This window comes from Ruminiclostridium cellobioparum subsp. termitidis CT1112, from assembly GCF_000350485.1.
Taxonomy (GTDB): Bacteria; Bacillota; Clostridia; order Acetivibrionales; family DSM-1351; genus Ruminiclostridium; species Ruminiclostridium termitidis.
Genome location: NZ_AORV01000017.1, coordinates 1 through 21602 on the forward strand (window position 1 = coordinate 1; position 21602 = coordinate 21602).

A 21602-nucleotide genomic window follows, 5' to 3' on the forward strand; every position below is an offset into this window, starting at 1 on the left:
GATTATACAGGTACGCGAGTACAACTTCATGAAATAGGATGCTATGAAGTTAGTACGGAAGTACCTGTATAATCAAAAACAATTTTCACTTACAAAATTGAGATAATCAACTGACACAAACGCGTCAGGTTATACCTGTAATACCACTCTATCAGCACATCCCACATGGTTTATTCAAAATATAGATGTATTGCCTGACCTCAAACTTCTGAATTTTAGATATGGATTTTACTGAAAAATAAAGACACTTCTTAAATTTAAACTTCAAAATTTTTCAATTCTTAATTACAATTATGCTGTGATCTACCGTCATGAACACGAGATTAATTTTTGGTATAAAACAGTCACAGAAAAATCCAACTGAAAAGGAGCAGAAATCGTGGAGTCCCAATTATATCTTAAGCAAAACAGAGAACCGTTCAGATCCCGCAATAAATTCCTGAAGGATTTAAATACCCACAAATGGCTGTGGTTGATGGCCCTTCCGGGAATCGCCATCGTTTTTGTTTTCAACTATCTCCCCATGTTTGGTGTAATCCTGGCCTTCAAAGATTATAAAATTGCCGATGGAATTCTGGGAAGCAAATGGGTGGGCTTTGACAACTTCAAATATCTTTTTTCTACCCGGGATGCCTGGAACATTACATATAATACATTATTTTTAAACAGTTTGTTTATTTTGACCGGAACCGTCGGAGGAATCCTGATAGCACTCCTGGTCAACGAAGTAAATAATAAATGGCTGGTTAAATTTTATCAGTCTGCCATGTTTCTTCCCTATTTTATTTCCTGGGTCATTGTTTCATACTTCGTTTATTCTCTGCTGAGCTATGATATGGGTATGATCAATTCAATACTGTCCTCCTTCGGTATGGAGCCGGTACAATGGTACAATGAGCCCCAGCTGTGGCCTGCCATCCTTACCATAGTGAACCTCTGGAAGGGCGTGGGCTACGGAAGCGTCATATATCTGGCCGGAATTATGGGTATTGACGGAGAGCTTTATGAGGCTGCTACCATCGATGGGGCAAGCAAGTTTCAGCAGGTCACAAGGATAACCCTTCCGCTTTTGTCTCCGCTGATCATAACACTTACCTTAATGTCAATAGGACGTATTTTCTTTGCCGATTTCGGCCTGTTCTACAATGTAACTCTTGATAACGGCGGTCTGTACAGCACAACCAACGTCATAGATACATATGTTTTCAGAGCTCTGAAATTTTCAGGAGATGTTGGAATGGCCTCGGCAGCCGGGTTTTATCAGGCATTTGTAGGCTTCCTGCTGGTATTGGCAAGCAACCTGTTCGTAAGAAAAATAAATCCTGAACGAGCATTATTCTGATAGGAGGGTATCCATGAAAAGCAGAGAAGGCAGTGTAATACCAAAAATTTTTATTAATATATTTTTATCCGTATTTTCCGTATGTTGCCTCATTCCATTTCTAATAGTCGTCTCTTCCTCATTTACCGAAGAACAGATGATTATCGAAAACGGATATTCCATATTTCCAAGAGATTTCACACTATTGGCCTACAAGTATATAATGGCTGATCCCACACAAATTGCAAGGGCTTACGGAGTCACAATCGTAGTGACTCTGATCGGCACCGTAGTAAGTCTGGTCATATCTTCCTGTTTGGCATATGTATTGTCAAGAAAGGACTTTCCCCACAGAGGTAAAATCTCCCTGTATTTGTTCTTTACCATGCTGTTTAACGGAGGACTTGTACCCAGCTACATAATTGTAGCCCAGGTACTGAACCTGAAGGACAACATTTTCGCCCTCATACTTCCTTATTTGATCATTCCCTTTTACGTCCTGCTGCTGAGAACTTATTTCTCAGAAATACCTTTCTCACTGGTGGAAAGTGCCAAAATTGAAGGGGCAAGTGAAATAAATGTTTTATTCAAGATCATACTCCCCCTGTCACTGCCTGCTATGGCAACGGTAGGTCTCTTTATTGTATTGCAGTACTGGAATGACTGGTGGCTGGCATTACTGTATATTGACAACGCCAATCTGAACCCCCTTCAATATATGCTTTACCTTATAATGCAAAATCTTAACGCCATGCGCTTAAGTCCTCTGCAGGGGCAAATATCCACAGCCGCCCTCCCGGGAGAGAACGCCCGTATGGCGATGGCAGTCCTGGCAATAGGCCCCATTATTTTTGCATTCATGTTTGTCCAGAAGTATTTTGTGTCGGGACTGACCGTCGGAGCTGTCAAAGGTTAGGTTTATTAACTGATTTTATTCAGTTATTATATAAAAATATATTATTTAGAGGAGGTACATTTAAATGTACAAGGCGAAAAAGGTAATAAGTCTTGCTCTTGGTCTGGCACTTTCGGTATCATTATTCGCAGGCTGCGGAGACTCTGGCCGTTCGGCTTCAAATACCGCTTCCGGTTCGGCCGCTTCGGCGACAGAGACCGCCTCCGGCAGTGCTGCCGATACTTCAAAACCTGTTTTGGAGCCTGTGACGCTTTCCTGGTATATCGTAGGAACTCCCGAAAAAGATACGGCACTGGTCGAAGACGCGGTTGCCGATTATTTGAAGGACAGCCTGAACTGCAGAGTAAAAATAAACTATCTCGACTGGGGTGCATACGAGCAGAAAATGAACGTAATGATAGCAACAGGGGATGAATTTGACCTATGTTTTACTGCCAACTGGCAGGTTAACTTTATTCAGAATGCCGGCAAGGGTGCCTGGGCCGACATTACCGGTCTGATAGATCAATATGCTCCCAAGGTTAAAGAGAAATATGCAAAATACCTTGATGCCTGCAAGGTCAATGGAAAGCTCTACGGCATTCCTTACAATATGAGTGGCTTTGGTGCGCAGGGTGCCGTATACCTGAGGCAGGATCTTGTGGATAAATACAAACTTGATGTAAATTCCCTTAAAAAATATGAAGACCTTGAACCATTCTTTGACCAGATACTGGCTAATGAAAAGGGTATAACTCCTCTGTGCATGGCCGGCGGGAACGGAACGGTGGGTCTGTTCAACTACTGGTTCGACCAGCCTGACGTAAGTGTTCCGTCATTGGGCGTCAAGTTTGACGACCAGAGCTGCACAGTTGTAAATACCGATGATCAGCCTGAAAGCATACATGACCGTGAACTCCTCCGCCAATGGAACCAGAAGGGCTACATAAGGAAGGATGCTGTTTCCATCAAGGACGACGACCCTGAAATGATGACCAAGAAATATGCCGCAGAAATCGGCGGCTATGTCCCCGGCTGGCTGGAAGACTATGAAAAGAAATTCAAATTTGATATGGTGGCTGTTCCTCTCGGCTCCAAGCCCCTCCTTAACACAACAAATATTACCCAGAGCTGTGTTGCGGTAAGCAGTACTTCAAAAAATCCCGAGAGGGCGGTTATGCTGCTTGAGCAGTGCAATACCGATCCTAAATTGCTCAACCTGCTGGGCTTTGGTATTGAAGGCAAGCACTATGTGGTTGTTGATGATAAGGACCCAATTATAAAAATCATCAAGAATCCGGACGGTGTAACAGATGAGACCAATGGCTACAGGACCAACATGGAATGGATGTTCGGAGATCCCTGGATGCTTTACAGCAACCTGCCTGAAAGGCCTGCACTGGTTGAAGCGCAGAAAAAGGCAACAGACAACTGTGTAGTTTCACCTATAAACGGATTCACCTTTGACAACAGCCCCGTTAAAACCCAGATAGCCCAATTGACAGCTATTTTCAACGAATATAAGAGCATATGGAATACAGGCAATATGGACCTCGCCAAGTTCCCCGCCTATCAGGAAAGACTGAAGAAAGCCGGTCTTGAAGATGTACAGAAGGAAATGCAGAAGCAGATAAGTGAGTGGAAAGCCAAGTAGGATTACTTTTCATTTTAGCAGTATTCATTTAGTATCCATTCAATAGAGATGGTACTTGCAGTTTATGCCGGTACCATCTCTATTTATTAGTTTTTACAATTCCGGAGGGTGATTGATAAATAGATTGAAGCTTGCCCTTCAATGCTATATAATTAACTAATAATGAGAGTTTATTTCTTATTTTCCAGCTTATAGGCGTTTATTGAGGTAGAATCATGAATCTTAGGATATATAAGCATTCTTTTTATAAAAAAATGTTTTTGTATATAACCATTCTTGTTTTAGTAATAATATTAACCTTATCCTTTGTATTTTATTTTAACTTTGAAAATGTTGGACTGAAAATGCAGTATGAAGCTAATAAAAACATATTATCCGAAATAAGCTACAGCGCCACCTACCTTGATGATACTGCCAGAAACACTGCTGCATATATCTATTCGAATACCGACTATTCGGTATTGAGATACGGCAGATACACCAGTTCGGAAGATGCCTATCAGGTAATAACGGGCCTTGAAGCTCTGGCTATCCAGTCCAGCAATGTACATTCAATCTACATATACAACAGGGAAATCAACACCTTTTATTCCACCTGGTGGCGCTTTTACAGCTCCTCCGACGACTTTATCGATTCTGATATCGTAGATACAATCAAAAACAACAAAATCCCCGGCGGGGAAATCTTCACATCAACTCCGCTGTTACGTAAAATACCGGTGGATTTTGACAACAGCCCCGACAAAACATATATGAATGTACTTACCTATATTATGGCTGACTACTCCCTTGACGGCAAGGAGATCCTGAGTGCCATAATAATCAATTTGAGTTCACAGTATCTGGACGGTTTGATCAACACCCTGAACACAAAGGGGGCCTTGACCGGCGGCGATACGGTCATCATAAACAGTTCGGGCTATGTTATTGCAAGCTCCAATCCCGGCACGGCCTTCAGTGATTTAAAAGCCAAGACCTACGTCAGCAAAATCCTAAACAGCAAAGCTAAAAATGGCTGCTTTATCGACACGGCTGACGGCAGGAAAGTAGTTGTCACTTATGTCGCTTCCGATGTACTGGATTGGAAATTTGTCAATATAACACCCTACGATCAGATTTTCAAAGATATCAACAAAATGAAAACAAATCTGTATATACTTTGTGTTGCAATACTTGTATTCGGCTTTCTAATGTCCTATTTCCTCTCAAAGTATTTGTATCATCCAATTAACAGTATGCTTGGAAAGGTTCAGCAGCTTTCCGATGTGAAAATGGAAAAGACCAAGAATGAACTTGATTTCCTGACCGACATTTTTACAGAGACCCTTGAAAAAACCAGAAATATGCAGTCGGTCAGCTATGAGAATTACATTATTAAAAGAACAGACTTTCTCAGAGGACTTCTGGTCGATGAGTCGGTAGACAGGGCTGAAGCCGAAGAGGTATTCGGGAAGTACAAAATAAATCTTAATACGGGCGGTAATTTTCTGCTTTGCAATTTCAGCATTGATCACTATGCCTCCTTCTCCCAGAATCTGACGGTAGAGGATCAGAAACTGTTCAGATTTGCCATCTGCAACGTGGCGGGTGAGCTTGCCCAGAAGTATTTTGGAAATGAATGTTTTGAGCTGGATGATAAAAATATCATGCTTTTAATGGAGGCGGACAATTCAGAGCCCGATACGCGCAAATCAAATGTACTTGAAATTGTCAGGGAGATTCAGGACTGGTGCCATTCAAACCTCAATATCAGTTTGTCGGCCGCCCTGCATATTGAACCGGTCAATCTGGCGGATTTACCGGAGAGCTGCAGGTTCACGCTGCTGCTCTCCAGGTACAGGCTGGTTTACGGGTATAAATGCCTGTTGCTGCCTGAGGTTATTTTCAGGCTCAAATCCAATGCCTTCGAACATCCCATTCACCTTGAACAAAAGCTGGATGAAGCTTTGAACAACGGCAAGCTGGGAGATTCAACCGAAGCCTATGGAAGGATAATTGAATACATAACCGATTATTCCTATGAAACAATAAACTCCTATGTCCTGTACCTCTCCTATCTTATTATCAAAAAATTCAACGATCTGGAGGCCAGGGGATATGAGAAGATCACCTTTGATTCAAACCGCTATATAAGTGAAATTATCACACTTGAAACCCTGAACGAAATAAACGAAAGAGTGGTTAATCTCTTCAGGGCAATCACCGATACCATTGAAAACAAGCGTTTTAAGAAAAAGAGCAGCATGGTTGAAAAAGTAAAATACATTATTGAGACTGAATATATGGACAAATGTCTCTGCCAGGATGCGGTTGCCAACAGACTTCATATCTCCAGGGATTACCTTGGAAAAATGTTCAGAGAAGCCTATTCCAAATCTTTTGCAGACTATCTTACCGAGGTAAGACTTCAAAAAGCTGTGGAGTATATGGACAACAGCAGGATGAGCATAACAGGGATACTGGATGAAATAGGCTGGGAAAACAAAAACTATTTTTATACAACCTTTAAATTAAAATATGGAATAACCACATCCCAGTACCGGAATATGAATACCAATAATTTGTAAAATAGTCGTTAAAAAGCAGGCAGCTGGCCATTGAACGCCTGTTTTTATGTCGAAAATTCTGTGCACTTTTTGTCGAACAATTGTCGAATTTTTTCGGTTTTTGCTGTTAAATTCCCAGTATTATTTTTCAAGCTTTGTAATTTTATTTTATTAATAAAATGTTCATAAAAATGTAATATAAGTGCTTTTAGCAGGGTTATTCCTCCAAACCCTCTGTTCATCACTGTTTTTGAAATTGTATAACTTTAAAATTTTTTTAATTTTTTACAAAATGATCGTTGACGTTTATTGGAATTTATGGTATTATAATAACGAAGTTTGTCGAAATATGAAGTGTATTAATGAGGAGGTCATTATTATGAAATCTACAGGAATTGTAAGAAAAGTTGACGAATTGGGAAGGGTTGTTCTCCCTATTGAATTGCGCAGAACTTTTGATATTGCCGAAAAGGATGCTTTGGAAATCTACGTTGATGAATCTACTATCATATTAAAGAAATACGAGCCAGCCTGTATTTTCTGCGGAAATGCCAAAGACGTTCAAGTTTACAAAGGTAAGAACATCTGTCCTGACTGTATGAAAGAATTAAAGAAATAATTAATTACAAAAATACTTACACGAAAAAGAGCCTGAAAGGCTCTTTTTTTTGTGCGTGCAATTATTTCTTCATTACAAGATTATAGACATCCCTTTTATTCAAGCCCCTGTCCTCTGCCGCCCTTTTGACAGCTTCCTTTTTGGGGAGTCCTTCTTTCACATACCTTTCAACATGCTCCTCTATACTGATATCGGAATACTTGTCTCTTTCCAGCTCCTGAAGCACCTCCTGGTCCTGCCCTTCAATGACAACCACAAACTCTCCCTTCGGTGTTTCAACCTGATATCTTTCGGCCGCCTCGGACAAATTGCACCGTATCACTTCTTCATACCGCTTGGTAAGTTCCCTGGCAAGAGCTATTCTTCTTTCTCCCCAGGCATTATACATATCCTTTAGGGTATAGGGCAGCTTATGAGGGGCCTCGTAGAAAATTATGGTCCTGGTTTCATCCTTCAGCTGTTTCAGCCTCTCCTGCCTGGTCCTCTTATTCATGGGCAAAAAGCCTTCAAAAACAAACCTTCCCGTAGGCAGTCCCGATATAACCATCCCTGTTACCGCCGCCACCGGGCCGGGTATCATGGTAACCGTTATCTCATTTTCTATGCAAAGCCTGACCAGATCCTCTCCGGGGTCCGATATCCCCGGAGTTCCGGCATCAGAAACAAGTGCGATATCCTTTCCCTGCTGCAGCTGCTCAATCAGGTAATTCCCTTTTACTATCTTGTTGTGCTCATAGTAACTCACCATAGGCTTTTTGATCTCGAAGTGGTTGAGCAGCTTTATGGTTTGCCTGGTGTCCTCGGCAGCTATGAGCTCTACCTCCTTCAGAGTGTTTATTGCCCTTAGGGTTATATCCTGAAGATTGCCTATCGGTGTTGCAACAAGATACAGAGTTCCTTTTTTCATTTTGCCTCCTAAGCCATGTTATGGTTAAGCCGCCCGGCGGCCAGATTTTTGTTTTAAATATAATTTGTTTGTAATTACCTATCTGCCGTAAATTCTGTTTATTTCCTCAGAGTAGGTTCCATCTTCATTATATACATACAACGGGTCCATTACCTTGAGTTCAGGATTTCCTCCCCTGCTGCCCTTGATCAGAATCATGGTTGGTTTCTTAAAGGGCCTGGGGTGCACCATCCTCAGATACTTGGGTTCCACACCGCAATCTCTCATACAGCATATGATATCAGCAAGCCTTTCAGGCCTGTGCACCATGGCAAGCTGTCCTCCCGGTGCCAGCAGATCAGCCGCGGCCCCTACTACATCCTCAAGGGTGCACAGTATTTCGTGTCTTGAAATGGCCTTGTTGTCATGGGGGTTCACAAGACCGCAGCCCTTATTGGTATACGGAGGGTTTGAAACAACCACGTCAAAGCAGGCTTTGCCAAAATACCGTCTGTATTCTTTTATATCTCCGTTTACTATGCTTACTCTATCCTCAAGTCCATTGAGTCTTATACTCCGGGAAGCCATTTCAGCCATTTCGGCCTGTATCTCCAGTCCCACTATTGACCCGGCTTTTGTTTTACCTGACAGCAGAACGGGTATTATACCCGTTCCGGTCCCTATATCAAGAACCTTATGACCCTTTTTTACATCCGCAAAATCGGACAGCAAAACGGCATCCACCCCAAAACAAAAAGAACGGGGGTTTTGTATCAGCCTTAGCCCGTTCAGCTGTAAATCATCTATACGTTCATTTTCCTTTAGCTCCACCATGCAATATTATTTCCTTATAAAAAAGTTTATCAAAATTCCTATACGCCGAAAAAAGGGCCAAATAAAGGCACTTCCGCCTTTATCTGACCCTCATTACCCTAAAACTATTGCTGTTGAGGAGCATCAACAGGACATACATTTGCACAAGCGCCGCATTCGATGCAAGCATCAGCGTCTATTACATATACGCTATCACCAGCAGCTATGCATGATACCGGACATTCTGATTCGCATGCTCCACAGCTGATGCATGATTCAGTAATAAAATATGCCATTTAAAAACACCTCCTAATAATTAAGGAAAAACAAGCATTTGAAATATGTTTTTCGCTCTTATTTTACCATCATTTTTGTCAAATGACAAATTAAATTATAAAATTTTTTAAACTTTAAATTTAAGCAAAATCCCCTTAACCAATGGTATTTTTACGCATTTCGGATTTCACTGAAAACTAGTCCTCAAGCTGTTTCAAGACTTCCAGGTCTATATCCAGGTCATCGTTGGCAGCAGCATTCTTGATCAGCTTTACTTCGCCTTCCTTGTAATTGTAAACCCTCAGCTCCGTTTCCTTGCCAATGTCCAGCTTTATCTTCAAAATTTCCTTGAGCAGATTCACTTCAACCACAGTTCCCTGTCCTTCGGGAGTTTCAACTATTGCACCCACCTTGGGCACCCTGTCCAGCAAATCCTCATAGGCTTCCTGCTCGTATTTCAGGCAGCACATAAGTCTTCCGCAGGTGCCTGAAATCTTTGTGGGATTAAGGGAAAGCGACTGTTCCTTTGCCATCTTTATTGATACCGGCTGGAATTCACCAAGGAAGGAGTTACAGCAGAGCACTCTCCCGCAGATACCTATTCCGCCCATCATCTTCGATTCATCGCGTACACCTATCTGCCTCAGTTCTATTCTTGTCTTGAATACTGCGGCCAGATCCTTGACCAGCTCTCTGAAATCCACTCTTCCGTCGGCTGTGAAATAAAACAGCACTTTATTGTTGTCAAAGGTATATTCTACGTCTATGAGCTTCATATCCAGCTTGTGGTCATTTATTTTTTGCAGGCATATATCGTATGCCTCTTTTTCCTTTTTATCGTTCTCGGCAGCATGAGCTATATCTTCATCAGTGGCTATCCGTATGACCTTTTTGAGGGGAGCCACAATTTCCGACTCTTCAACTTCCCTGTTTGGCACTACAACAAGTCCGAATTCGATTCCTCTCGCTGTTTCAACTATTACATTCCTGTTTAAATCTATAATCAGTTCTCCGGGATCGAAATAGTAAATTTTCCCGGCAGTTTTAAATCTGACACCTACAACTTTTACCATCAAAAAATTTCCTTTCTATCAATAAACATAAGAATCTTTGATTTTCATAAGCATAACTTCAATCGCCAGTTGAAAGTTGGCATTGTACTCCAGGCTCCTTTTGGCACTCCAGACCGCATTAATGCATTTCAGCATGGCCGAGAGTTTTGCACCGGCGTTCTCAATAATCATATCTTTTTTATCGGAATTAATCAATATGTTATAGTTTGAGGTCTGATTATATATTATTATGTCCCTAAAAAACAGAAGCATTATTCTTAACATAAATTCTGTTCTGTCATTATTTTTTTCAAACAGCTCATATATTTTAAACACATCACTGTCTCCCGGCTTAAGCAGTTGGTCTGCAGCCCGGATCACTTCATCCCTTGTCTCCAGGTACCCGGGGGATTCAACAAGCTCAAGAGCGGTACCTACCACGCCGTCGGAATAGGAAACAATAAAGTCCCATTCCGGTTTCCTCCGGCCATACCTTTCTTCAAGTATCTGCATTATTTCCTCATCCCGGAGTTTTTCAAATAAAATTCTCTGACATCTGGACTTTACCGTAGGTGTTACCGCCGCCCCCGACTGCACCGTCAATATGAAAACCACATAGGGGGGCGGTTCCTCCAGGGACTTTAAAAGCGCATTCTGAGCCTGTACAGTCATACTGTCGGCATCATTGATTATTATTATTTTATATCTGGAATAAAGGGGTCTGATGACCAGCCCCCTTAATACATTTCTTATGTCGTCAACGCTTATACTTTTATCTGCCGAATAAATCTCCTGAAAATCAGGATTTGAACCTTCTGCAAAGAGCCTGCAGGATTTGCATTCGCCGCAGGGAGCCTGCTCTCTTTCGCACATCAGCATTGCCGCAAAGGACAGCGCCGTTTCTCTTCTGCCGATTCCGTCAGGTCCCTCAAATATATAAGCATGACCTACATTGTCATTTTTAATTATCTCCTGTAAGCTGGCCAGTATCTTCCGGTGACCTAACACTTTAACCTCCATGTCCCATGTGCAGGGTCAATTGAATTGATCCCCCGGGCTCTTCAAAAAGTATTTTCAATACTCTCCGTCATAACAGCAGGTCCAATATCAGACCTCTGATATCGTCGAGTTTCTTCAATATGCTCAGATTGTCCTGTTCTGATTTCAGCACCTCATTTGTAAGCTCAATAAGTTCTTCATTGATCTTTTTTATTAAGGCATATACCCTATGCCTGCCGCGTCTGTCCAAAAAACTCTTTTTTGTGAAGCTGTGCGAATGGGAAACCGCTTCATCCAGAAATTCGGAAATAAGCTGCTTGTAGATCTTCAGATCACGAATATCGGCTTTTTTCTCAAGCTTTTTACCCTGACTCTGGATCTTGTCAGCCAGAACCTTTATTCTCTCCTCATAATTCTTAAATTCCATCTTTTTTAGAGAGGCCGAAAAAGCAGTATCTCTTTCATTTCTTATGGTTCTTTCATCCCTTCCAGGGATTGCGTTGATACCTGAAGGATTTTTGGTTGTATCCTGTATCTTAATGGCAAACACATCCTATCCTGACTATTTTCACAGCTTCAGAATTAATTGTCATGCTGTACGACTACGCTTTGTGGAATCTTTCAACATCCACAACAAATACTGTAGCTCCGCCGACAGTCACTTCAACAGGGTACGGCATGTACATTCCGTTCATTCCGTTCATGCCTCCCGGTGTTGCAGGGGTATTTATAACCTGTTTCCTGCTCTTTGATTTCTTTTCAATTATGGCTATTACTTCGTCCAGTTTTTCTTCTTCAACACCCACTAAAAGTGTTGTGTTTCCCGCCTTGAGGAAACCTCCGGAAGAGCACATTTTTGTGACTCCGAAACCGTTTTTGTTCAGTTCTTCCATAACCTTGTGGCCATCCTCATCATGAACAATTGCAAATACCAGTTTCATAGCAAAGCCTCCTTTTTAAAATAATTCATCAATATAATCTCTTACTTGAGAGGAAATCTCCTCAATGGATTTTGCAGCATCAATTGTCTTTATTCTTTCGGGATACAGAATGGACAGCTTCTTATAGCCGTCATATACGCGTCTGTGGAAGTCCAGTTTTTCCTGCTCGATCCTGTCGGCCCCGGTGGAATTTATCCTCCGTCTTACTGATATTTCAGGGTCTATATCCAGAAAAAAAGTTATGTCCGGCACTGTTCCATTAACGGCAATCCTGTTCACATCCGCTATGATTTTCAGATCCATGCCTCTTCCTCCGCCCTGGTATGCATAGCTTGAATCCACATATCTGTCACAAATGACAATCTTGCCCTTTTCAACTGCCGGCTCTATGACTTCTGCCACGTGCTGCGCTCTCGATGCGGCATACAGAATCATTTCGGTCAAAGGGACAATCTCCTTGTTCCGGGGATCCAATACCAGATCACGTATTATTTCACTTATTCTGGTTCCGCCGGGTTCACGGGATAAAACCACCTCATAGCCCTTTCCCTGCATATACTCCTCAAGTAATTTTATCTGTGTCGTCTTTCCCGATCCGTCAGTACCTTCAAAAGTAATAAATAAGCCTTTGTTCATTCGCCTGCATCCTTTCAAGCCATTATCCTTTGTAATAAATCATTTTTTAATATACTTTATTATAACATAACATCATTTAATCTCTTTAATATTTTTTTAGGCAAAAACGGTAAGTTATCATTTATCCTCTTCTATTACCCGGATACCGTCATTGCCGGTAATTCCGTTTACCTTGCCTCCGGCGGCAATTATACCGGCAATATATTGTATGCAGGCACCGGTTATTATTTCCCCGGGGTACAGGAGAGGGATTCCCGGAGGATATGGAGTTATGATATCAGCACTTATCCTTCCCGCGCTTTCCATCAGTGAAATTTCCTCCCTTTTTGAATAAAAGGCCTGCCAGGGAAGCAGCTTTAAACTCCCGTCCTCTTCTCCCGTTCCCATTCCCTTTAATATACTGCGCAGTTTCTCGGCCTTATACTCCCGGCCGGGCCGGAATTCGTCACCGGCTAAAGCTTTTAATGCCTTCAGCAGCTCTGTCATGCTCTCCCTTGTGTCAGCCACCGTAGTGATTATTACCAAATTTTCATAGTCGGCCATCTCTATCTGCGTCCGGTACTTTTCCCTTAAAAGCTTCTCAGCAAGGTAGCCGCTTATCCCAAGAGCCTTAAGATTTATTACAAGTCTGGTGGGATCCTGTATAGCTTTTATACCCATTTTTGCGGCCGGCAAAACCTTGTATACACCGGTTTTTTCTATTTCCCTCCCAAACCAGCTGTTGATATCCAGCAGTTCCTCCAGCTTTGTCCTGCCCTCCCGCTCCATCAGTTCCCTGGCTATATCGAGGTAGGCCATTATGATATATGAAGGGCTTGAGGTCTGAAGCATGGCCAAATTGAGTGCTAGTCTGTCCATATCAACCCTGTTTCCCTTCACATGGAGGTATGCCCCCTGTGTAACTGCCGGCAAAGTTTTATGCGCGCTTTGAATACATATATCTGCGCCGTGCTCCAGCGCCGGAGGAGGCAGCCTGTCACTGAAGGCCAGATGTGCGCCGTGTGCCTCATCCACTATCAATATCTTTCCATATGAATGCACCAGGCTGCATATTTTTTCAATATCGCTGCATATGCCGTAATAGTTGGGCCTGGTTATGAGCACGGCGGTGGCATCCGGATTGGCGCGCAGCGCATTCTCCACGCTTTCCGGTTTTATTTCGGCAGACAGGGCGAATTCCTCATTAAACCCCGGCCGGACAAAAACAGGTTCTGCCCCCGAAAGGATAAGGCCTGACGCTACAGCTCTATGGGAGTCCCTTCCCACAATGATTTTTTGACCCCGGGCGCAGACACTCATCACAGCCGCCTGCACCCCGCAGGTAGACCCGTTCACAAGAAAGAAGGTCTTATCTGCACCAAATGCCTTTGCAGCCTTCTCCTGAGCCTCCTTTATAATGCCTTCGGGATAGTGGAGATTATCTGTGCCCTCCACCTCGGTGACGTCCAGCTGCAGCAGGTCCTGCGCAAGCTGTCCCGGAACTCCCCTGCCCAGCTTGTGTCCCGGCATATGAAAAATATTTATATTCTCTTCCGCGTACTTGCGCAGATAATTGTATATTGGAGTGTTATAGGCTTTAATTTTTATCACCTGCTTTTATATTAATATCCATTATAGTTTTTATTACAGCGTTCAAACCACTGGCTTCATTGGCTTTATTAAAGCCCAATTACATTATTGACCATAAGCAGGGAGGTGTCAACAATCCCTATTGACAATTATTAGTATTAGTCATACTATAATATTGAACAAATGTTCAATGAACTTTTGTTCAATATTAATTAAAATGTCATGTAATAAAAATTATAATTTCCAATAGTCTGTAAATAACGTTCAAGGAGGGTTTTATGAGTAAAAAAGTTTTGATTATCGGTGCCGGCCTGGCGGGCATAAGTACAGGAATCTATTTGCAAAAACAGGGAATCCAGACCGAGATCTTTGAAATATCCGGGCAGGCCGGCGGCATGTGCATAGCCTGGGAACGCCGGGGCTACAGGTTTGACGGCTGCATTCACTGGATGGTTGGAACAAAGGCCGGTACTCCGTTTTATAATTTATACCGCGAAGTACACGCACTGGAGGAAGACACAGTAATCTACAATGCCCGAAGTATCAAAACCGAATTTGACGGAATAACCTATGAAATTCCAATGACCTTGAAACCCTTTAAGAACTTTTTGATATCAGTCTCCCCGGAAGACAGTGCCAAAATCGAGGCCCTTTGTGCCGAGATAGAGACTATGATAACCACCAATATGCCAGCCGGGAGACCCACAGGGTTTCTGGAACTGCTGGATATTCTGAAAAACAGCCGGGGCTTTTTGAATCTGGCAAGAAAATATGTGGGAATACATATGCGGGACTATGTGGAAGCCCTGAAAAATTCCACATTGAAGTCAATTTTATATTATCTGATGCCTCCCCAGTATTCCTTTTTCGGCCTGATAATGATGCTGGGTACCCGCATGTGCGGTAATGCGGGTTATCCTCTGGGAGGCGCCCATGACGTTATAAACAGGATGGAAGGATACTACAGGGAATTGGGCGGCAACATTCATTTTTCGTCCAAAGTGGATAAAATCGTATTGGAAGACGGAAAGGCCGCAGCTCTGGAATCCGGGGGCCGGCTTTACCAGGCAGACGCCATAGTGGCGGCCTGTGATATGTATGATGTCCTCAAGAACATGCTGGGCGGCAGGTTTGCCCACAAGCAGCTGGACCCCCTGCTTGAGTCGGCCGAGCTGTTTCCTCCCATAACTGTGGCGTCCTTCGGACTTAATAAAAAATTCAATCTGCCATTTTCACATAACTTTGAGTGCCCGGAGGGAATCAAAATTGATTCCGAGAAAGTTTCCCACTACTTAAATATCCGCTCCTTTGAATTCGACCCGTCCTCCGCCCCCGAGAACTGTAGCAGTGTCATGGTGGTACTGGAGTCAACACTTGAATACTGGCAGGCTTTGCGCCGGGAAAACCCTGAAAACTACCGCACAAGGAAGGAGGAACTGGCCCGGGAAGTAATTTCAGCTCTGGACAAACGGATCCCCGGATTTAAAGATGCCGTGGAAGTAACCGATATAGCCACTCCCGCCACATATATCCGGTATGCAAATCTGTACAGGGGTTCCTGGGAAGGCTTCGCTCCAACTCCCTCCTCCTTTAAATACAGCATAAAGAAGAAAATCGCTGGAATTGATGGCCTCTTTCTCTGCGGACAGTGGACAACTGTGGGCGGAGGGATATGTACGGCAGTGGAGAGCGGTAAGGAAGCTTCCAGAGCCGCGGCAAAATATCTGAAATAATATATGGCCCCCAGGCCTCAGCCACGGTATAATATTAGAAATAATAAATGACAGAGGTACTTATGAACAAAAGAGAACAGCAGCGTCTTGACCGCAGAAACCAGATACTCAATTGCAGTCTTGATATGATCATCAGCCGGGGTTATGCCGCCACAACCATAAGAGACATAGCTAAAAAATTAAATATAAGCACGGGCTTGTTCTTCAACTACTTTGATTCCAAGGAAAGTGTCTATGAAGAGCTGGTAAGATACGGAATGTCAGGGCCCCAGACTGTACTCCAGGTACTTGAGAACAGCAGCGGCTCACCTGTGGGCTGCTTCGAACAACTCACGGCAGGAATTTTTAAAGCTCTGAAGACTGACTCAATGACGGCAAAAATGTTTCTTCTCATGCCCCAGGCAATGAATTCCGAGGGAGTTCCCCAAAACATAAAACAAATAGTCGCCGAATTTGATCCCATGTCGCCCGTCCTTCCTTTTATCCTGAAGGGACAGGAGCTGGGAGAAATAAAACAGGGAAATCCCGAGGCACTGGCCCTTGCTTATTGGAGTGCCATACAGGGGATTGCCGAATGTGTTGTTCTCCACCCTCAGATACCAATGCCGGAAAGCAGCTGGATAGTTGATATCCTGAGGGCGAAACCCGACGAATAAAAAATGAATTATTCATACATAGTGATCAAGGCCGGTGAACGCCCCACTGACGTACACCGGCCCCTTTTTCTCTTACACTATATTTACTTTAGCCTGACAGCTTGCATCTGTGCTTTGACACAAAGTTCGGCCGCCTTAAAGGCATGTTCCTGGGTCATGGCATTTTCGGTCCTGTTCATGCAATCGAGGATAAGCTGTCCGAAGTAAGGGTAGCCCACTTTTCCCCGTATGTCATAAGCTTTTTCTTCTTTCCGGTTGGCCAGGAAAACCGTACCTCCCCCATTATTTACTGCTATATTTACATATTTGCGGAGCTCGATATAGCCTTCCGTCCCAAGGATAAAGGTCCTTCCATCCCCCCAGGTGGAGAGCCCGTCGGGAGTAAACCAGTCCACCCGGAAGTACCCCGAAGCACCGTTATCGGCTACAAGGGTCGCGTCACCGAAGTCATCCAGCTCGGGATATTCGGGATGTGCATAGTTTGCTATCTGGCTGCGTACCACGGCTGCATCCCTTGCCCCTGTATAATAAAGGAACTGTTCTATCTGATGGCTCCCGATATCGCAGAGGATACCTCCGTATTTTTCCTTGAGGAAAAACCACCCGGGCCTTGCCGGAGCACTCAACCTGTGAGGGCCCATTCCAATTGTCTGGATAACCTTTCCTATGGCTCCCTGTTCTATGAGCTGTCCCGCAAATATTGCGTCTTCCACATGCAGGCGCTCACTGTAATAAACCGCATATTTCCTTCCGGTAGCCTTAACCTTTGCCTTTGCCGCTTCAAGCTGCTCAAGGGTTGTCAAAGGGGCCTTGTCGGTAAAGTAATCCTTGCCGGCCTCCATAACACGCAGCCCTAAAGCACAGCGTTCCGAGGTAACGGCCGCACCGGCCACAAGTTTTATTTCGGGATCGGACAATACCTCTTCCTCACTTCCTGCACGTCTTGCCTGTGGAAACAAGCTGCCGTATCTGTCCATCTTTCCGGGATCGGAATCGTAAATCCATTTTAAGGTTCCGCCTGCTTCTATAAGGCCGTTGCACATGCCGCCTATGTGCGCATGATCCAGGCATACGGCCGCAAACATGAATTCACCCGGCTTCACCACGGGGTTTGGCTTTCCCTTTGGCATATAGTTCATTCCTTCCACTCTTTCCATAGCCACCATCTCCTTTTCCGGCTCCCGCCGTCATTGCCCGCCGGCTTTCCAGCCATTTATTTATTTTTATAGTCACTGCCCACTGTTATTTCCTGACCGCTGCCCAGATTAACAACAGAAGACTTTTTTTCATGGAAATGTATAGCATTTTCCCGTATCCCTTTTACCGTGTAATACGGATCATCCTTTGCAATAGGAAGGTCTATGGTTTTCCTCTCAAAGCCCGACTTGTAAATGGCTGTTATGATTTCAATGGTGAGGCTCCCGCTCCGGCCTGTAATAAGCGGCTGTCCTCCCGTCTCCACGGCTGTCAGCACATCGTCTATTTCGCCCTTGTGATCAATATATTTCAGCTTTGGAAGACTGTTGTAATAATCGTTCAATTCTTTCTCCAACTGAGGGTTGTTCTCAGGGAATCCGTTGCTTTTGGAAACCATTGCACTTACCTTCCACGGAGCCGAGATTCTGGCCCTTTCCCCCTGGAAGATCACCTGCTGTTCCTCACCGTGGTGTATGACAGAGCTGGTGATTTGGGCCACTGCACCGCCGGGATATTGCAAAGCCGCTATTGATATGTCCTCGACCTCTGCATTATCATGGGAGGTATTGCTCAGAAGTGCCTGAACACTCAAAGGCCTGCCCATCATCCATGCCAGCATATCTATATGGTGTACGGCATGGTTCAGGGTACAGCCTCCCCCTTCCTTTTCCCAGGTTCCGCGCCACCACAGGTCATAATAGCAGTGTCCCCTCCACCAGAAGGAGTCCACCTGTGCATGCACTATCCTGCCGATTTTTCCACTGTCCAATACTCTTTTCAGATTCATAACGGGATCCTTGAACCTGTTTTGGGCCACAACCGCCAAAACCTTTCCGCTCTTACCGGCCGCTTCCAGCATACGGTCACATTCCTCCAGAGAAGCAGCCATGGGCTTCTCAACAATTACATGCTTTCCGGCATTCAAAAATTCTACAGCTATCTCCGCATGGCAGAAAGGCGGCGTGCAAATGCTTATCAGATCAATGTCACTTCTCCCAAGCAGTTCTTTGTGGGAATCAAAGATTTCAACATCAAGCCCGAATTCTCCGGCTTTTTCCCTGCACTTTTCGGGATATATGTCCGCAAATGCCACTATCCGGCATCTATCGGGGAAAGCCAGATAGGAGCTTATATGCAGCCTTGATATATTGCCGGTTCCAATAACAGCCACTCTGATCATATTAACCTCCATGAGCCGCAGCGCGGCCACAAAATGTTATGATATTTCTTTATTGCCCTCTTGTTACAAGCTATAGTCATTTTATATTTTCAGCCCATATAATTCCATAGAGAAAACTAAACTTATTTATAAAAATTAAAGATTTTTTGTAATAGACTTCTTGACATTCCCGGGCAGGGATGATATTCTTTCGCTAAAAACCGAGGTTCCTATGAATAATGTCACTTTTCCTTCAATGATATATTTTGTTGAAAAAGAATGTACTCCCTCCTGGAAAATCATTAATCAGAAAATTCCCTTCTATGATCTGGTCTTTGTGCTTGAAGGCAGCGCAGACTACATTATAGACGGGATTCAATACCATATTGAAAAAGGTGATATTTTATTTATAAAGCGTGGCAGTACACGTACAGCCTCAACCACCGGCATGCAATGCGTCTCCATCGACTTCCAGCTGAGGGACGGGGAAGAAATCCTCATCCCCACTGTTTCCAGCATGACCGACCTGAATGAATTTTACCATCTTTTCCGTGAGCTGAAATATGAATGGCTGCAGCAATCCCAAGGTTACCAGCTCAAGTGCCAGGCTGTTTTTGCTCTCCTCCTGCACAAACTGCTCTTTATGAACGGAGAGAATAACGGCAACCGGCATGTCCGTTCAATTAAACGTTACATCATTGAACATTACACCGAGGAAATAACCGTTTCCCTCCTGGCAGACAAATTAAATATCAACAGGGTCTATTGCGGGGCTTTATTCAAGAAGTCAGAGGGAATGACTATACACAGTTTCCTGATGAAGGTGAGGATAAACAAAGCAGCTATCCTTTTGCAGTCAGGTGAATACAACATAGGCGAAGTTGCCGAACTCACAGGCTTTAAGGACGTGTATTACTTCAGCAACACCTTCCGTAGGCTCATGCTGCTTTCCCCTTCCGAGTATAGAAGCAGTTGTTTATAGTTAGAACCAAAGCATAATTCCTGGATAATCACCCCATAATTTTTTAACCTTTAAGCGACAACTTCTCCAGTCTGTTCGCAATCGCCAGTGCAGGGTCCAATGGAACCGGCACGGCTTCCGTCCCCTCAGATGTTTCTATTATTTCGATCTTTTCCAAAAACTTGCCTTTAAATTGCGGAAGCCACTTTTCTTCTGCCTTAAACATTTCAATAACCATATCCCTGATTTCCTTTAAGGATAAAACCGATGATGTCAGAGGGTCCATTGCTATGGCCCAGAACACCATTTCCGGGTCGCCTTTCAGCGCTGCTTCCACAGCAATTGACTGTACTGTAATGTTTGACTGGTTCATAGCTGCGAGATGGGCAGGCAAATTCCCTATTACTACCGGATTGAGACCTGATTTATCAACAAATATCGGAACCTCGACACAGGCATCCTGCGGAAGATTAGTTATGTAACCTTTATTCATTACATTGCCGTTAAGTTTGAATATTTTTCCTGTCTCCAATGCCTCAATAATATACGAACAGTATTCTTTACTGCGCGGTTCCAGTTCACCACTTTCCATTGCAAAAGGATCATTGTTCCTAAAATTCCCGGCCACGGTCTCGCAGTATTTGTAATACGCCCCCGAAGCACCTCCAAAATCCGGCTGATCACAATATAGCTCCAATACCCTTTTATTTTTCCTGAACCATGGCAGATATTCTGAAAGGTGTCCTGTGGATTCGGTCATAAAGTATCCGCAATGCCGCATGACTTCACCACGTACTTTTTCGTTTATATAATATTGCGGTTTTTGCATGTTTGCCCTAAATAATGGGTAAAGGTCTTTCCCATTCCTTTCAAGTTTAAGAAACCACGCCATGTGGTTAATTCCTGCACATAAATAATCAATTTCATCCTTACTGCAGTTTGTGTACCCGGCGATGAGATCAAGCGTTGTTTGAACCCCATGGCACAGACCCACAAAATTTATATGTGTACCACGGCCCATATAGGTACACACTGCCCCCATTGGATTAACATAATTTAGCACAAAGGCTCCTGGACACAACTCTTCTATCTCAATGCCTATATCATTAAGAACAGGAGCCGATCTCAATAGCCGGAATACACCTCCAGGTCCCAGGGAATCTCCGATGCACTGGTCAACTCCAAATTTTAAAGGGATTTCATAGTCATACTTAAAAGCCTCAACTCCTCCTATCTGGAACATAAGTATTACGTATTGGGCATTCTCCAATGCCGCCCTTCTGTCGGTAGTGGAAAACACCGTACTCTTGAGCTTATTTTTTTCTATGATTTTACCTGCATAAGCTTCCATTCCTTTAAGTTTTAAAAGCGTAGGTCCCATCAAAGCAATCTCTGCCCCGTCAAGTGCAGGTGTGGCAAAAATATCATTTAGAAGTGTTTTGCAGAAAACTATACTTCCCGCGCCTATTATTGCAATTTTTGTCATACAAAATCCTCCCGATTTAAATATAATTTAAATTAGAAATTAAGTCTGTTTATAAAAAATTTTCTATATCATTTTTATAAAAATTATGATATAATCAAAAAAACTAACATCTTAAAGTTCTGATACTTTTCATTACACATAACAACTGGTTCCTGATTAAGTCATTTACTCCAAAACTTGCTATTCAAATAAAACATGCAAAG

General features: G+C 43.4%; 20 protein-coding genes. 8 read left to right on the forward strand and 12 right to left on the reverse strand.

The window, feature by feature from the left end; all coding sequences use genetic code 11:
* Positions 1–379: 379 nt before the first annotated feature.
* From CTER_RS03180 to CTER_RS03200, 5 genes are all read left to right on the forward strand, one after another.
* Complete coding sequence (locus CTER_RS03180; RefSeq protein WP_004623741.1) at positions 380–1342, forward strand: ABC transporter permease; 963 nt, start codon at positions 380–382, stop codon at positions 1340–1342.
* A gap of 13 nt (positions 1343–1355) precedes the next feature.
* The gene (locus tag CTER_RS03185; protein WP_004623728.1) at positions 1356–2237 is read left to right on the forward strand and encodes a carbohydrate ABC transporter permease; all 882 of its coding nucleotides are present in this window, start codon (positions 1356–1358) and stop codon (positions 2235–2237) included.
* A gap of 64 nt (positions 2238–2301) precedes the next feature.
* Positions 2302–3870 carry an extracellular solute-binding protein gene (locus CTER_RS03190; protein ID WP_004623683.1) on the forward strand — a complete coding sequence of 523 codons (1569 nt, stop codon included), beginning with the start codon at positions 2302–2304 and terminating at the stop codon, positions 3868–3870.
* 215 nt (positions 3871–4085) lie between these two features.
* Positions 4086–6437, forward strand: coding sequence for an AraC family transcriptional regulator (locus CTER_RS03195; protein ID WP_004623763.1), 2352 nt, complete (start codon positions 4086–4088; stop codon positions 6435–6437).
* A gap of 358 nt (positions 6438–6795) precedes the next feature.
* Complete coding sequence (locus tag CTER_RS03200) at positions 6796–7035, forward strand: AbrB/MazE/SpoVT family DNA-binding domain-containing protein (RefSeq protein ID WP_004623737.1); 240 nt, start codon at positions 6796–6798, stop codon at positions 7033–7035.
* Positions 7036–7096: 61 nt separating this feature from the next.
* Here CTER_RS03200 and rsmI read toward each other — a convergent pair whose 3' ends face one another.
* The 9 genes from rsmI to CTER_RS03245 all read right to left on the reverse strand — a co-directional run bounded on the left by rsmI (position 7097) and on the right by CTER_RS03245 (position 14228).
* Positions 7097–7942 carry a 16S rRNA (cytidine(1402)-2'-O)-methyltransferase gene (gene rsmI / locus CTER_RS03205; protein WP_004623758.1) on the reverse strand — a complete coding sequence of 282 codons (846 nt, stop codon included), beginning with the start codon at positions 7940–7942 and terminating at the stop codon, positions 7097–7099.
* 78 nt (positions 7943–8020) lie between these two features.
* Entirely contained in the window at positions 8021–8755 is a 735-nt protein-coding gene (locus tag CTER_RS03210) for a tRNA1(Val) (adenine(37)-N6)-methyltransferase (RefSeq protein WP_004623692.1), read from the reverse strand.
* A 104-nt stretch (positions 8756–8859) separates the two neighbouring features.
* A complete protein-coding gene (locus tag CTER_RS03215; protein WP_004623729.1) occupies positions 8860–9030 on the reverse strand; it encodes a DUF362 domain-containing protein in 171 nt (56 codons plus the stop codon).
* Positions 9031–9207: 177 nt separating this feature from the next.
* Complete coding sequence (locus CTER_RS03220) at positions 9208–10083, reverse strand: PSP1 domain-containing protein (protein ID WP_004623721.1); 876 nt, start codon at positions 10081–10083, stop codon at positions 9208–9210.
* Positions 10084–10101: 18 nt separating this feature from the next.
* Positions 10102–11070, reverse strand: a complete 969-nt coding sequence (gene holB, locus CTER_RS03225) for a DNA polymerase III subunit delta' (RefSeq protein ID WP_004623747.1) — start codon at positions 11068–11070, stop codon at positions 10102–10104.
* A gap of 79 nt (positions 11071–11149) precedes the next feature.
* Positions 11150–11611: a YaaR family protein gene (locus CTER_RS03230; RefSeq protein ID WP_004623767.1), complete on the reverse strand. Its 462-nt coding sequence runs from the start codon at positions 11609–11611 to the stop codon at positions 11150–11152.
* Positions 11612–11663: 52 nt separating this feature from the next.
* The gene (locus tag CTER_RS03235; protein ID WP_004623770.1) at positions 11664–12002 is read right to left on the reverse strand and encodes a cyclic-di-AMP receptor; all 339 of its coding nucleotides are present in this window, start codon (positions 12000–12002) and stop codon (positions 11664–11666) included.
* A 15-nt stretch (positions 12003–12017) separates the two neighbouring features.
* Entirely contained in the window at positions 12018–12638 is a 621-nt protein-coding gene (gene tmk / locus CTER_RS03240) for a dTMP kinase (RefSeq protein ID WP_004623764.1), read from the reverse strand.
* Positions 12639–12755: 117 nt separating this feature from the next.
* A complete protein-coding gene (locus CTER_RS03245) occupies positions 12756–14228 on the reverse strand; it encodes an aminotransferase class I/II-fold pyridoxal phosphate-dependent enzyme (protein ID WP_004623743.1) in 1473 nt (490 codons plus the stop codon).
* Between the two features lie 257 nt (positions 14229–14485).
* Here CTER_RS03245 and CTER_RS03250 point away from each other — a divergent pair, with 257 nt between their 5' ends.
* Positions 14486–15940 (forward strand): phytoene desaturase family protein, encoded by a 1455-nt coding sequence (locus CTER_RS03250; RefSeq protein WP_004623751.1) that lies wholly within the window; start codon positions 14486–14488, stop codon positions 15938–15940.
* Between the two features lie 62 nt (positions 15941–16002).
* Positions 16003–16596 carry a TetR/AcrR family transcriptional regulator gene (locus CTER_RS03255; protein WP_004623732.1) on the forward strand — a complete coding sequence of 198 codons (594 nt, stop codon included), beginning with the start codon at positions 16003–16005 and terminating at the stop codon, positions 16594–16596.
* An 83-nt stretch (positions 16597–16679) separates the two neighbouring features.
* On the opposite strand, the gene CTER_RS03260 is transcribed toward CTER_RS03255, so the two are convergent.
* Positions 16680–17753 (reverse strand): Gfo/Idh/MocA family protein, encoded by a 1074-nt coding sequence (locus CTER_RS03260; RefSeq protein ID WP_004623725.1) that lies wholly within the window; start codon positions 17751–17753, stop codon positions 16680–16682.
* Between the two features lie 56 nt (positions 17754–17809).
* Positions 17810–18973 (reverse strand): Gfo/Idh/MocA family protein, encoded by a 1164-nt coding sequence (locus CTER_RS03265; protein WP_004623731.1) that lies wholly within the window; start codon positions 18971–18973, stop codon positions 17810–17812.
* 211 nt (positions 18974–19184) lie between these two features.
* Here CTER_RS03265 and CTER_RS03270 point away from each other — a divergent pair, with 211 nt between their 5' ends.
* On the forward strand, positions 19185–19934 hold the full coding sequence (locus tag CTER_RS03270) for an AraC family transcriptional regulator (RefSeq protein WP_004623735.1): 750 nt from the start codon (positions 19185–19187) through the stop codon (positions 19932–19934).
* 43 nt (positions 19935–19977) lie between these two features.
* Here CTER_RS03270 and melA read toward each other — a convergent pair whose 3' ends face one another.
* On the reverse strand, positions 19978–21399 hold the full coding sequence (melA, locus tag CTER_RS03275) for an alpha-galactosidase (protein WP_004623685.1): 1422 nt from the start codon (positions 21397–21399) through the stop codon (positions 19978–19980).
* Between the last annotated feature and the right edge of the window lie 203 nt (positions 21400–21602).